This window comes from Massilia eburnea (assembly GCF_050709955.1).
In the GTDB taxonomy this organism is placed as follows: Bacteria; Pseudomonadota; Gammaproteobacteria; order Burkholderiales; family Burkholderiaceae_D; genus Rugamonas; species Rugamonas eburnea_A.
The window spans coordinates 128,683-141,198 of record NZ_JBNZFX010000003.1; the positions used below are offsets into that span (position 1 = coordinate 128,683).

Sequence of the window (12,516 nt, forward strand, 5' to 3'; positions counted from 1 at the left end):
CTGACCCTTGGGTCAGACCCTGCTTCACCGGTTTTATGGGCGAATCGTACGGTACACGATCGGATTCGCCGCAGGCGCAGTATCAGCAATCGTATAAGCCGCCTGCACCTCGCGCACCGCCTGCTCGGCAGCGGCTTGAGTACGCGCATGCACCATGGCCATCGGCTGGCCAGCCTGCAGCGGCTGCCCCAGTTCCACCAGGTCGGTCAAACCGACAGCGAAGTCGATCGCATCGGTCGGACGGCGACGGCCACCGCCCAGCGACACCACCGCCAGGCCGATATCGCGGCAAACGGTGGAAGCAGCGTAGCCAGCGCGCGGCGCAGGCACCGGCACCACGATCGGCGCCTTCTCCAGGTGCTTGTCCATGTTCTCCACCAGGTCGGCAGGGCCGCCCAGCGCAGTAACCATGCGCGAGAAGCGCTCAGCCGCTTCGCCGGAGTCCAGCGCATGCTGCAGCTTGGCGCGTGCATCGGCCTCGTTGGCAGCCAGCTTGCCCAGCACCAGCATCTCGGCGCACAGCGACATGGTGACTTCGTGCAAGCGAGCAGGACGGAACTTGCCGGTCAGGTAGTCGATCGCGCCGCGTACTTCCAGCGCATTGCCGGCCCATGGCGACAGCGATTCATTCATATCGGTCAGCAAGGCCGAAGTCAGCGTGCCCGCGCCATTGCCAACCTTGACGATGGATTCGGCCAGTTCGACCGATTTCTCGTAGGTCGGCATGAAGGCGCCGGAGCCGGCTTTCACGTCCATCGCCAATACGTCCAGGCCCGCGGCCAGCTTCTTCGACAGGATGGAGCCGGTGATCATCGCCACCGATTCCACGGTCGCAGTGACGTCGCGGATCGAGTAGAAGCGCTTGTCCGACGGCGCCAGCGACGCGGTCTGGCCAATGATGGCCACGCCGACATCCTTCACCACTTCACGGAACTTGTCGTTGGTCGGGACGGTGGAGTAGCCTGGGATGGAATCGAACTTGTCCAGCGTGCCGCCGGTGTGGCCCAGGCCGCGGCCGGAGATCATCGGCACGAAGCCGCCGCAGGCAGCGATCATCGGGCCGAGCATCAGGGAGACTACGTCACCGACGCCGCCGGTGGAGTGCTTGTCCATCACCGGACCTGGCAGGTTCAGGGATTTCCAGTCCAGCACTTCGCCGGAATCGCGCATGGCCAGGGTGAACGCCACGCGCTCGTCCATGGTCATATCGTTGAAGAATACCGCCATCGCCAGCGCGGCGATCTGGCCTTCGCTGACGCTGTTGTCGGTGATGCCTTTGACGAAGAATTGGATCTCTTCTTTGCTCAGCACACCGCCGTCGCGTTTTTTACGGATGATTTCCTGTGGGAGGAACATTTTTTTCTCTTTTCTTTTTTACTTCCAACCGGTAAACCTGGGTACGACCCAAGGGTCGGACCCACTGGTGCCGAAGCCGCGGACTGCGGATCAGGCGGGTCAGACCCTTGGGTCTGACCCTGGTTTACCGGGTTTGGCGGGTTTAGACGCCGTAAGGAATCCAGATGTTTTTCACTTGCGAAGCATGCGCCAGTACGACGCGGCCACCAGCCTGCGCGGTCGAGAACCAGTCGCGGCCTTTCGCGCCGCCGGTCCAGGTGCGCTTCAACGAACCGGCGGACAGCTTCTCCACTTCCGCGCAACCGGCTGCGGAACCGTCGTGGCGCCACACTGCGTCAACGTCGGCGTGCGAAGCCAGGGTGCGCGCCAGTTCGTCAGCCGAACCCGTGACGATGTTCACCACGCCGCCCGGCAGGTCGGAGGTATCGAACACCTGGTACAAATCGGTTGCCGACAGCGGATACGCTTCCGATGGCACAGCTACCACGCGGTTGCCCACGGCGATAGCTGGAGCCACCAGCGAGATGAAGCCCAGCAGCGGGTTCTCGTTCGGGCAGACAACGCCGATCACGCCGATCGCTTCGTTCAGAGCAACGGTGATACCGTGCATCGGCGGCTGGTGTGCCAGGCCGTCGTACTTGTCAGCCCATGCTGCCCAGTAGAACAGGCGCTCGATGGAAGCTTGCACTTCCTTCTCGGCGTTCTTGGTGCCGGTCTGCGCCGCGATACGTTCTGCGAATTCGGCGCCGCGGGCAGCCAGGTTCTCGGCGATGTAGTACAGCACTTGCGCGCGGTTGTGCGCAGTGGCCTTGGTCCAGCCGGTCGCCTTGTGCGCAGCTTCAACGGCGTTGCGGATGTCCTTGCGGTTACCCTCGCCCACTTCGCCCAGGAATTTGCCGTCGGCGCCGTGGACGGCGCGCGAGTAGGCGCCATCAGGGCGGGACTGCTTGCCGCCGATGTACAGCTTGGCGGTGCGGTCGACCGCGAACGGATCGGTCGAAGGAACGTGTTCGGTATCCGGCTTGGCAGGCTTCTTGAACGATGGCGCGGCCGGACGTGCATCTTCCGACACCGGCACCAGGTACTCGAACATGCCTTCACGGCCGCCCTCACGGCCATAGCCCGATTCCTTGTAGCCACCGAAGCCGCAAGCAGCGTCGAACTGGTTGGCGGTGTTGATCCACACCACGCCGGCCTTGATTTGCGGCGCCATGTCCAGCGCCAGCGAAATGTTCTCGGTCCACACGCAGGAAGCCAGGCCGTACACAGTGTTGTTAGCCAGTTGCACTGCTTCAGCCGGGGTACGGAAGCTCATCGCCACCAGCACAGGGCCGAAGATTTCAGCTTGCGCCACGGCAGCGGAAGTCGACGCGCCGGTAATCAGGGTTGGCGGGAACCACGAGCCGGTGGCCGGCAGTTCGCAGCCAGCTGGCTGGTACACCTCGCAGCCTTCGGCACGGGCGGAGTCCACCAGGCCTGCGATGCGTTGGCGCTGGATCGGATCGACTAGGGCGCCGATGTCCATCGACTTGTCCAGCGGAGAACCGAGGCGCAGGTTGTCCATGCGCGCTTTCAGCTTCTTCAGGAAGCGCTCCTGTACGGATTCCTGCACCAGCAGGCGGGAACCGGCGCAGCAAACCTGGCCCTGGTTGAACCAGATCGAATCGACCAGGCCTTCGACCGCGGCGTCCAGGTCAGCATCTTCGAAGACGATGAACGGCGACTTGCCGCCCAGTTCCAGCGACAGCTTCTTGCCGGTGCCGGCGGTGGCTTCGCGGATGATGCGGCCAACTTCGGTGGAGCCGGTGAAAGCCAGCTTGTCGATGCCCTGGTGGCCGACGATGGCTTCACCAGTGCGGCCGTCGCCGGTCACGATGTTCACGACACCGGCTGGCACGCCGGCTTGCTGGCAAATCTCGGCGAACAGCATTGCGGTCAGCGGCGTGAATTCAGCCGGCTTGAAGACGATGGTGTTACCGGCGGCCAGCGCAGGAGCAATCTTCCATGCCAGCATCAGCAGCGGGAAGTTCCAAGGCACGATCTGGCCGACGACGCCGACGGCGCGGTGGCCTGGGAATTCTTCGTCCAGCAGTTGCGCCCAACCAGCGTGGTAGTAGAAGTGGCGAGCCACCAGCGGCAGGTCGGCGTCGCGGGTTTCGCGGATGGTCTTGCCGTTGTCCAGGGTCTCCAGTACGGCGAACAGGCGCGCATGCTTTTGCATCAGGCGTGCGATGGCGTACATGATCTTGGCGCGGCCGTGGCCGCCCAGTGCCTGCCAGCCCGGCAGCGCCTTGCGCGCCGCGGTCACAGCGCGCGCCACGTCGACAGCGGTAGCCTGGGTCAGCTCGGCCAGTTGCGAGCCGTCAGCCGGGTTGTAGCTGGCGAAGGTTTCGCCTGGCGAAGTCCATTCGTTGTCGATAAACAGGCCGAACTTGCGGGAGCGCTGCTCCAGCCACGCTTGCGCTTCTTTCTGGCTTTCTGGTGCAGGGCCGTAGTCCATGGTATTGAGGATCTCGTTAATTGTTGGCATGGCGATGTCTTCTTATGGTTGCGCGTGGCGATGGGCGGCGGAGTAGGCGCCGGTCACATGGTGCTCCAGCTGGCGCTCGATGTCGGTCAGCAGGCTCGATGCACCGATACGGAACAGGTGCGGTTCGAGCCACTCGTTGCCCAGTTCTTCCTTCATCACGGTCATGTATTGCAGCGCAGTCTTGGCGCTACCCACGCCGCCTGCCGGCTTGTAGCCCACCTTGAAGCCGGTACGCTCGTAGTATTCGCGGATTGCACGCACCATCACCAGCGATACCGGAATGGTGGCGTTGACGCCTTCCTTGCCGGTCGATGTCTTGATGAAATCGGCGCCTGCCATCATGCAGACCCACGATGCCTTCGCCACGTTTTCCAGCGTCACCAGGTCGCCGGTAGCCAGGATGGCCTTCACGTGCGCTTCGCCGCAAGCCTTGCGGTAAGCCAGCATCTCATCGTACAGCGCCTGCCAGTTGCCGGTCAGGACGTGTTGGCGGGTGATCACGATGTCGATCTCTTTCGCGCCTGCCGCGACCGACAGTTCAACTTCGCGCACCTTGGTTTCCATGCTGGTCAGGCCGGCCGGGAAACCGGTCGACACCGCAGCGATAGGCAGGCGGCCTTTCAGCACTGCATCGGCGTGCTGGATCATCTCGTGGTACACGCAGACGGCGCCGGTCATCAGCTTGCGCTCCTGCAGGCCCAGAGCTTCCACCAGGTCCTGGCGCAGCGGACGCATGGCTTTCATGCACAGGCGCTCAACGCGGCCCGGGGTGTCGTCGCCAGCCAGCGTGGTCAGGTCGATCAGCTCGATCGCCTTCACCAGCCAGGCGGCCTGGTACTCTTTCTTCACGGTGCGGCGGTTCGCCAGCGATGCGGCGCGGCGGTCCGCGGCGGACTTGTTCACATGGATGTGATTCAGCCAGCCCAGGTCGAGGCCAATCGCCTCGTTGCGCTTGAAGTCAGGGGTCATAGTCATAGCAGGTTGGTTCCGTTGGAAAGAGGTTTCACGCCCAGGTGATGCGCGATGGTCTGGCCGATGTCGGAGAAAGTTTCCGAGATGCCTAGCGACTGCGGCTTGACGCCAGGGCCGAAGAACAGCACAGGAATATGTTCGCGGGTGTGGTCGGAACCTGGTGCGGTCGGGTCGCAGCCGTGGTCGGCAGTGATCACGCACAAGTCGCCGTCCTTCAGCTTGGCGATGAATTCCGGCAGGCGCTCATCCATTTCATGCAGCGCGTTCGAATAGCCTGCAACGTCGCGGCGGTGGCCGAAGTGCATGTCGAAGTCGACGAAATTGACAAAGGTCAGCGACTTGTCGCCCGCTTCGCGCTGCGCTTCCAGCAGCTTGTCGAACAGCGCCATATTGTCAGGGCCCTTCAGCACGCGGCTCACGCCTTGCGCGGCGTAGATATCGCTGATCTTGCCCAGCGCGATCACTTCGCCGCCTTCGTTCTTCACGTGGTCCAGCAAGGTTGGCGCGCTTGGCGGCACGGCGTAATCGTGGCGGTTGGCGGTGCGCTTGTAGTCGCCGTTCGCGCCCAGGAATGGGCGGGCGATAACGCGGCCGATGTTGTACGGCTTGACCAGCTCATAGGCTTTCTCGCACATATCGTACAGGCGCTCCAGGCCGAAGTGCTCTTCATGGCATGCGATCTGCAGCACGGAGTCGGCGGAGGTGTACAGGATAGGCTTGCCGGTGGCGACATGCTCGTCGCCCAGGTCGGTGATGATGGTTGTACCGGAGGCGTGGCAATTGCCCAGGAAGCCCGGCACGCCGGTCAGTTCCTGCAGCTTGTCGGTCAGCTCTTTAGGAAAGGACGGTACTTCTTTCGGGAAGTAGCCCCAGTCGAACAGCACCGGCACGCCGGCGATTTCCCAGTGGCCCGACTGGGTGTCCTTGCCGGTGGATTGCTCGCGCGCCGCACCGTAAGCGCCGGTGAAACCGTCGCGCTTTTCAAAGCCGGCGGCCCATTCGCCCGACGCGGTATGCGCGGCTGCGGCCAGGCCCAGGCTTTCCATGGTTGGCAGGGACATCGGCTTGCCTTCGCTGGCCGCCCATTTCGCGATGTGGCCGAAGGTGTTGTAGGCCTGGTCGCCGTATTTGTGGGCATCCGGCGTTGCGCCGAGGCCGAAGGAGTCTAACAACAGGATAAATGCGCGGGACATGGGATGCCTCTCAATTCAAACCCGAAATTCTGGGTCTGACCCAAGGGTCAGACCCGCTAATGCGGCGGCCGCGGGTCGGGTCAGGCACTTGTGCCTGACCCAGATTTACCGGTTTAAGCCTTTGGCGCCTTGGCCACATTATCCAGGAACGCCAGAATCAGCTTGATCAGCGATTCCGCGCCAACGGCCGCGTACTTCAGCGTCTGCTCGTGCGACAGCGGGAACGGCGACAGGCCTTCAGCCAGGTTGGTAACCACGGAAACGCCAACCACCTTCAGGCCGCAGTGACGGGCCGACACAACTTCCGGCACCACAGACATGCCGACAACGTCAGCACCCAGCGTCTTGAAGGCGCGGATTTCGGCAGGGGTTTCAAAGTTCGGTCCTGGGTAAGCGATGTACACGCCTTCATGCAGGGTGATCGACTTGTCGGCCGCGGTCGACTGCAGCAGCTTGCGCAGGTCCGCATCGTAAGCATTCGCCATCGAGAAGAAGCGCGGACCGAAACGTTCGTCGTTCGGGCCAACCATCGGGGTGCCAGGCAGGAAGTTGATATGGTCATTCAGCGCCACCAGCGAACCGGCGTCCACTTCAGGACGCAGCGAGCCCGCCGCATTGGTCACGAACAGCATTTCGCAGCCCAGCAGCTTGATGGTGCGCACGGCGGAAGTCATCACCGCAGGGCCGTAACCTTCGTAGAAGTGGCCGCGGCCCTTCAGGCAGACAACCTGCACGCCAGCCAGCGTACCCAGTACCAGTTGGCCGGCGTGGCCATGCACGGTGGAGATCGGGAAACCTGGCAGTTCGTCGAAGGAGATCGACACCGCATCGGTCATCTGTTCGGCCAGCACGCCCAGGCCGGAGCCCAGGATCATTGCAACGCGTGGCTGGAAATTGGCCGGCATGCGAGCACGGATGATGGCGGCTGCCTGGAATGGGGTATTGGAAGACATGGAGTTCCTCGTTTTTATATCTTTAGGTGAGCTGGCCAGAACAGGCCCTTTGAACGTACCACGACACTATGCATCATCGTCTATATGTATGGCAAATACCATTTTTCTTTGCTATTTATACGCAAGCGCTATAAATATGAGTTTATTATAGGAGCGCCTTCCGTTTGACATGCAACGGACAAATGTTTAGCATCGCAAACAAATGTTTATAGCGAGCTTTTCGTGACCGATCTCTCCCGCAAGGAACAGCTTTACGAGCTGATTCGGGCTAACCCCTTTATTTCCCAGCAAGAGCTGGCGGAGCAGCTCGCCCTGTCGCGCTCTGCCGTGGCCGGCCACATCGCCAGCCTGATCCGCGAACGCAAGCTGTTGGGCCGAGCCTATGTCTTGCGCAACGAGCGCACCGTGCTGTGCATCGGTGCCGCCTGCCTCGACCGCAAGCTGCGCCCGCACGCCCCGCTGCAAATGGCCACCTCGAATCCAGCTTGCGCTGAGGAAAGTTTCGGTGGCGTGGCACGAAATATCGCGGCCAACCTGGCGCAGCTCGGCCTGCCCTGCTCCCTGCTGACCGCCCTGGGCGACGACTCCTCCGGCCGCGCCCTGCGTGCCCAGGCCGAAGCATTCGGCATCGGCATGGAGGGCAGCCTGCAGGTCAACGGCATCGGCAGCGGCACCTACACCGCCGTGCTGGATGCTTCCGGCGAAATGGTGGTCGCGCTGGCCGACATGGCCATCTTCGACCAGCTTACCCCGGGTTGGGTCGCCAGCCGCCAGCCACAGCGCAATGCCGCCGGCATGGTGGTGGCGGACCTCAACCTGCCGATCGAATCGGTTGCCATGCTGCTGGCCGACGCCCGCGTTTCCGGTGTGCCGCTGGTGGTGGTCGCGGTGTCGCAGCCGAAAATGGCACGCCTGCCGAAAGACCTGAACGGCCTGTCGCTGCTGATCCTGAACCGCGGCGAACTGGAAACCCGCGCCGGCCGCCCGCTGCCGACCGAAGCCGATGTGCAGGCAGCGTGCCACCAGCTGCAAGCCGATGGTGCGCGCGACATCATCGTCACCTGCGGCGCCAGCGGCGTTTATCACACCCTGGGCCAGGCCCTGCACTGGCTGCCGGCGCACGACGCCGAGGTGGTCGACGTGACCGGCGCCGGCGATGCCTTCTCGGCCGCCGTCTGCTGGTCGCTGCTGCAAGAACCCGAACAATTGACCCTGGCCTGCGAGCGCGGACTGAATGCCGCCTCCATCACGCTGGCCAGCCCGCACACCGTGTCGCCCGAACTGAGCGCTGACTTGCTCGCTACTGCGCATACCGAGGAGTAAAACCATGCACCAATTCCTGTCCTTCTCTCCAGAAGTCGGCCAACGCCCGTGCCACCGGCAAACCGATCGTCGCGCTGGAATCGACCATCATTTCTCACGGCATGCCCTACCCGCAGAATGTGCAGACCGCGCGTGAAGTGGAACAGATCATCCGCGATGCGGGCGCAGTACCGGCCACCATCGCCATCATCGGCGGCAAGATCTGCATCGGCCTGCCCGAAGAACAGCTGGAAGAACTGGGCAATTCGCCGGACGCAATCAAGGTATCGCGCCGCGACCTGGCTTATGTGCTCTCGCAGGGCAAACTGGGCGCCACTACCGTGGCCGCCACCATGATCTGCGCGCAACTGGCCGGCATCAAGGTGTTCGTCACGGGCGGCATCGGCGGCGTGCACCGCGGCGCTGAAACCAGCATGGACATTTCGGCCGACCTGCAGGAACTGGCCCAGACCAACGTGGCCGTGGGTGTGTGCGGGCGTGAAGTCGATCCTCGACATCGGCCTGACGCTGGAATACCTGGAGACTCATGGCGTGCCGGTGATATCCGTCGGCCAGCCTGGCTTCCCCGGCATTCTTCACGCGCGAAAGCGGCTTCAATGCCGACTTCCAGCTCGACACGGCCACCGATCAGGCATCCTTCATCGCGACCAAGTGGGCCCTCGGCCTGAACGGCGGCGTGGTGGTTTCCGCGCCGGTACCGGTGGAAGAAGCCATGCCGAAAGACGAGATCGACGCCATCACCCTGCGCGCCTTGCAGGAAGCGGAACAAAACGGCGTCACCGGCAAGAAGGTTACGCCCTTCCTGCTGGCCCGCATCAAGACCCTTACCGAGGGTCGCAGCCTGAAGACAAATATCGCACTGGTGAAAAACAACGCACGCGTCGGCGCTGCCCTGGCGCGTGAGCTGCAGGAGCATCCATGGTCCATCGACCTGAAACAGTTAAAGTACTTCCTCGCCGTCGCCGAAGAGAAGAGCTTCAGCCGCGCCGCCGAACGCCTGCATATCTCGCAGCCACCGCTTTCCCAACAGATCATGAAGCTGGAAGCGGAGCTGGGCGTGAAGCTGTTCGCCCGCACCACCCGCACCTTTGAGCTGACTGTGGCCGGCAAGGCGCTGATGCAAGAAGCCTCGGACCTGCTGGCCAAGATGCGCATGACCATCGATACCGTGCGCCAGATCGACCGCGGCGAAGTGGGCCGCCTGCGCGTCGGCATCGTCGGCTCGGCGATGTGGGGGCCGATTCCCTCCATGCTGGAGGAATTCCAAAGCAAGTATCCGCGCGTCACCTGGACCATCCACGAGTCCGGCCCGACGGTGCAATACGACGCCCTGCGCGCCAAGCAGATCGGACGTCGGCTTCTGGCGCGAGCCGAAGCTGGGACGACGATGAAACTGCGGCGCGACAACCTGAAGCAGGAGCTGTGCTTCCGCGAGAATGTCTGCGTTGCGGTGAATGAACATCACCCGCTGGCGAAAATGGATGCGATCGAGTTGGCGGACATTGCCGACGACCCGATGCTGACACTGGCATTGGATAAGTCGGCGTTTCCGCGCTATCTGATCCAGTGTTGCGTGAATGCCGGCTTCCACCCTGAGATTTTCCAGGAAGCGCACGAGCCGCAAACCTTGCTGGCCATGGTGGGTGCGGGACTGGGCGTGACGCTGATGCCTGAGACCACCGCGCGTATCGGCTGGCCGGGCGTGGTATTCCTGCCGATCCGAACCCAATCCGCCGTCGGCGAACCTGTACATCACTTACACCACGCTGGACGACGCGCCCGTCGTGCGCGCCTTCCTCAACATACTGCGCCCGCCCAGCACTTAATGCGTGGCACCGGCGGCCAGCGCCGCGTCGCGGTCAACCGCCAGCGCCGTACGGATCGCGACGCGCAATCCTTCCTTCATCTGCTGCAGCGACATGCTGGCCGCACCAGGATGGCGCGCCGCCTGCTCCGGTAGATAAGGAATGTGGATAAAGCCGGCCTTTACGTCATGGCGTCCGGCCACGGCGTGCATCAAGCCATAGAACACGTGGTTGCAAACAAAGGTGCCCGCAGTCTGCGATACCGAGGCCGGCAAGCCTGCCGCGCGCAGCGCAGCGACGATCGCCTTGATCGGCAGCGTCGCAAAATACGCCGCCGGACCGTCACGCACAATCGGTTCATCCACCAACTGCTGCTCCGCGTTGTCCTTGATCGGCGCATCGTCGACATTGATCGCCACCCGCTCCACCGACAGATCCACACGCCCGCCAGCCTGGCCGACCGCGATCACCAGCGCCGGCCGCAGTTCATCGATCAGGGCCGCCATGGACGCATTCGCATCCCCGAACACGCAAGGCAATTGGCGCGCCACAACCCGGAAATCGCCCTCGCCCCAGCCATCCAGCGCACGCACAGTTTCCCAGGCAGGGTTGATAGGCTCTTTGTTAAATGGCTCGAAGCCGGTCAGCAGAACAGTTTTCATAACAAGAAATACAACAAGATGATATTCGCGCCCAGCAGCGGCAAAGCCGTCGGAACCTGTGCCTTGATCACGGCATTGCGGTCGGTCAAATCCAACAACGCTGTCGGGATGATATTGAAATTGGCCGCCATCGGCGTCATCAGCGTGCCGCAATAAGCGCTGAACATGCCGATCGCCGCCATCACCGCAGGATTGCCGCCAAACTTCGCCACCAGCACCGGAACGCCGACACCGCCCGCCATCACCGGGAAAGCGGCAAAGCCATTACCCATCACGATGGTGAACAGCGCCATGCCGACACAATACACCGCCACGGCAACCAGTTTCGAATCGAGGCCGATATAAGTCGTCGTCACCTGTGCCACGGCCTTGCCCACGCCTGCCTCGCTGAACAACAGGCCCAGCACCGCCAGCATATGCGGCAGCACGATCATCCAGCTCATGGCGTCGATCAGGCGGCGCGATTCGCGGCCGGCCTGCAGCGGAGTGGAACGCGTCATCCAGCAGGCCACGCCAACGGCAATCACCGTCGCGCAACCAAGGCTGACCAGGGTAAGGTGTTTCGGGTCCAGCACAAACAACTGGCCGATGCGCACATCCTTGAGCAGCGTGGAGCCGGCCATCGTAACGGCTGGAATAACCAGCGCCGGTAAGAACAGTCTATGCCCAAGCCGAGCAGCACTGGCGCGGCGCGCGTCATCAGGCAGCACGTCAGGCTTACCGCTCTTGACGCCGCCGAAGCCTGCCAGCAGCGCCATCACGATCATCGCCAGCCCCACCATGGCCGGCGGCAGGCGCTCGCCAACCAGATACACCATGGCATACAACGTCCAGAATAGCCCCGTGGTCCAGCGGCGCGGATTGCTGCGGTCGGCAAAGGACATCAGCGCGACCAAGGCAAGCATGATCCCCAGCAGATAATAGAAATACTCAACGCGGATGATCATGCGCGCCCTCCGCCGCCCGGCCCCAGGTAACGATCCAGCCGTCGCAGCCTCCACGCGTGGATGATGAAGGCGCTGATCGCTGTCGGAATGCCCCACAACGCCATATGCAGCGGATCGACTTCAATGCCCTCCGCGCGCAGCACGGTCTGCATCAGGACGATGGCGCCAAACGCTACGAAAATATCCTCGCCGAAGAACAGGCCTACGTTATCGGTGGCGGCGGCCATGGCACGGACGTGCTGGCGTTGTTCATCACTGAGTGAAGGGTTACGAAGCTGCGCCGCCTCCTCCGCCATCGGCGCCACCACCGGGCGCACCATATTCGGATGGCCGCCCAGCGAAGTCAGGCCCATTGCGGCGGACAGTTCGCGGACTGCGAGATAAACAATCAGCAGCCGCCCGGCAGTCGCCGAGCGCATGCGCGCCACTACTGCCTGCGCATGCTCGCGCAAGCCGAAGCGCTCCAGCAAACCGATCGCCGCCAGCGGCAGCAGGTAAATCATCGGCAGGTTGCGCGTCTTGACGAAAGCTGTACCGAGCGAAGCAAGCAGCGCCTCGACCGGCATGAAGGCGGCAAAGCCGGTAGTGAAGCAGGCCGCGACAACCACCAGCACCGGGTGCAGCCGCAGCAGGAATCCAAGCACAATCACGGCCACGCCAAGCAGCGGCCACATATTGACAGCAGTTTGCATCTCCCCTCCCCCAAGGAAGGCCACATCTTACCCCAGCACAGGCGAAAAAAAACGCGCACCGGAGTGCGCGTTGGTGGACGCTA

The 12,516-nt window shown here is 62.9% G+C and carries 9 protein-coding genes and 2 pseudogenes; 3 read left to right on the plus strand and 8 right to left on the minus strand.

The window, feature by feature from the left end; genetic code table 11:
- Nucleotides 1–33 precede the first annotated feature (33 nt).
- The 5 genes from deoA to xapA form a co-directional block, all read right to left on the minus strand.
- Nucleotides 34–1,356 (minus strand): thymidine phosphorylase, encoded by a 1,323-nt coding sequence (gene deoA / locus ACQ4MM_RS03765; RefSeq protein WP_431476120.1) that lies wholly within the window; start codon nt 1,354–1,356, stop codon nt 34–36.
- Nucleotides 1,357–1,498: 142 nt separating this feature from the next.
- Complete coding sequence (locus ACQ4MM_RS03770) at nt 1,499–3,886, minus strand: aldehyde dehydrogenase family protein (RefSeq protein ID WP_431476121.1); 2,388 nt, start codon at nt 3,884–3,886, stop codon at nt 1,499–1,501.
- A gap of 12 nt (nt 3,887–3,898) precedes the next feature.
- The gene (deoC, locus tag ACQ4MM_RS03775) at nt 3,899–4,861 is read right to left on the minus strand and encodes a deoxyribose-phosphate aldolase (RefSeq protein WP_431476122.1); all 963 of its coding nucleotides are present in this window, start codon (nt 4,859–4,861) and stop codon (nt 3,899–3,901) included.
- Nucleotides 4,858–6,051, minus strand: a complete 1,194-nt coding sequence (locus ACQ4MM_RS03780; protein ID WP_431476123.1) for a phosphopentomutase — start codon at nt 6,049–6,051, stop codon at nt 4,858–4,860. Before ACQ4MM_RS03780 ends, deoC begins: the two co-directional genes overlap by 4 nt.
- A 113-nt stretch (nt 6,052–6,164) precedes the next feature.
- Entirely contained in the window at nt 6,165–7,004 is an 840-nt protein-coding gene (gene xapA / locus ACQ4MM_RS03785) for a xanthosine phosphorylase (RefSeq protein ID WP_431476124.1), read from the minus strand.
- A 222-nt stretch (nt 7,005–7,226) separates the two neighbouring features.
- On the opposite strand from xapA, the gene ACQ4MM_RS03790 reads away from it, so the two are divergent.
- The 3 genes and pseudogenes from ACQ4MM_RS03790 to ACQ4MM_RS03800 form a co-directional block, all read left to right on the plus strand.
- Complete coding sequence (locus ACQ4MM_RS03790) at nt 7,227–8,327, plus strand: carbohydrate kinase (protein ID WP_431476125.1); 1,101 nt, start codon at nt 7,227–7,229, stop codon at nt 8,325–8,327.
- Between the two features lie 4 nt (nt 8,328–8,331).
- Nucleotides 8,332–9,234, plus strand: a pseudogene (locus ACQ4MM_RS03795) (pseudouridine-5'-phosphate glycosidase); the annotation flags it as partial.
- Nucleotides 9,235–9,258: 24 nt separating this feature from the next.
- Nucleotides 9,259–10,053: pseudogene (locus ACQ4MM_RS03800) on the plus strand (LysR substrate-binding domain-containing protein); the annotation flags it as partial.
- 96 nt (nt 10,054–10,149) lie between these two features.
- Here the strand turns inward: ACQ4MM_RS03800 and pcp are convergent.
- Genes pcp through ACQ4MM_RS03815 form a run of 3 tightly spaced genes read right to left on the minus strand, consistent with a single transcriptional unit; the run spans nt 10,150 to nt 12,433 of the window.
- The gene (gene pcp, locus ACQ4MM_RS03805; protein ID WP_431476126.1) at nt 10,150–10,794 is read right to left on the minus strand and encodes a pyroglutamyl-peptidase I; all 645 of its coding nucleotides are present in this window, start codon (nt 10,792–10,794) and stop codon (nt 10,150–10,152) included.
- Entirely contained in the window at nt 10,791–11,741 is a 951-nt protein-coding gene (locus tag ACQ4MM_RS03810) for a DUF979 domain-containing protein (protein ID WP_431476127.1), read from the minus strand. The genes pcp and ACQ4MM_RS03810 overlap by 4 nt, the downstream gene beginning before the upstream one ends.
- A complete protein-coding gene (locus ACQ4MM_RS03815; protein WP_431476128.1) occupies nt 11,738–12,433 on the minus strand; it encodes a DUF969 domain-containing protein in 696 nt (231 codons plus the stop codon). Before ACQ4MM_RS03815 ends, ACQ4MM_RS03810 begins: the two co-directional genes overlap by 4 nt.
- Between the last annotated feature and the right edge of the window lie 83 nt (nt 12,434–12,516).

What these genes read in the sequence shown, in the direction of transcription:
- deoC (WP_431476122.1), bottom strand. Translation starts at nt 4,861, where the DNA reads ATGACTATGACCCCTGACTTCAAGCGCAACGAGGCGATTGGCCTCGAC.
- ACQ4MM_RS03780 (WP_431476123.1), bottom strand. Translation starts at nt 6,051, where the DNA reads ATGTCCCGCGCATTTATCCTGTTGTTAGACTCCTTCGGCCTCGGCGCA.
- pcp (WP_431476126.1), bottom strand. Translation starts at nt 10,794, where the DNA reads ATGAAAACTGTTCTGCTGACCGGCTTCGAGCCATTTAACAAAGAGCCT.
- deoA (WP_431476120.1), bottom strand. Translation starts at nt 1,356, where the DNA reads ATGTTCCTCCCACAGGAAATCATCCGTAAAAAACGCGACGGCGGTGTG.
- ACQ4MM_RS03815 (WP_431476128.1), bottom strand. Translation starts at nt 12,433, where the DNA reads ATGCAAACTGCTGTCAATATGTGGCCGCTGCTTGGCGTGGCCGTGATT.
- ACQ4MM_RS03770 (WP_431476121.1), bottom strand. Translation starts at nt 3,886, where the DNA reads ATGCCAACAATTAACGAGATCCTCAATACCATGGACTACGGCCCTGCA.
- ACQ4MM_RS03810 (WP_431476127.1), bottom strand. Translation starts at nt 11,741, where the DNA reads ATGATCATCCGCGTTGAGTATTTCTATTATCTGCTGGGGATCATGCTT.
- xapA (WP_431476124.1), bottom strand. Translation starts at nt 7,004, where the DNA reads ATGTCTTCCAATACCCCATTCCAGGCAGCCGCCATCATCCGTGCTCGC.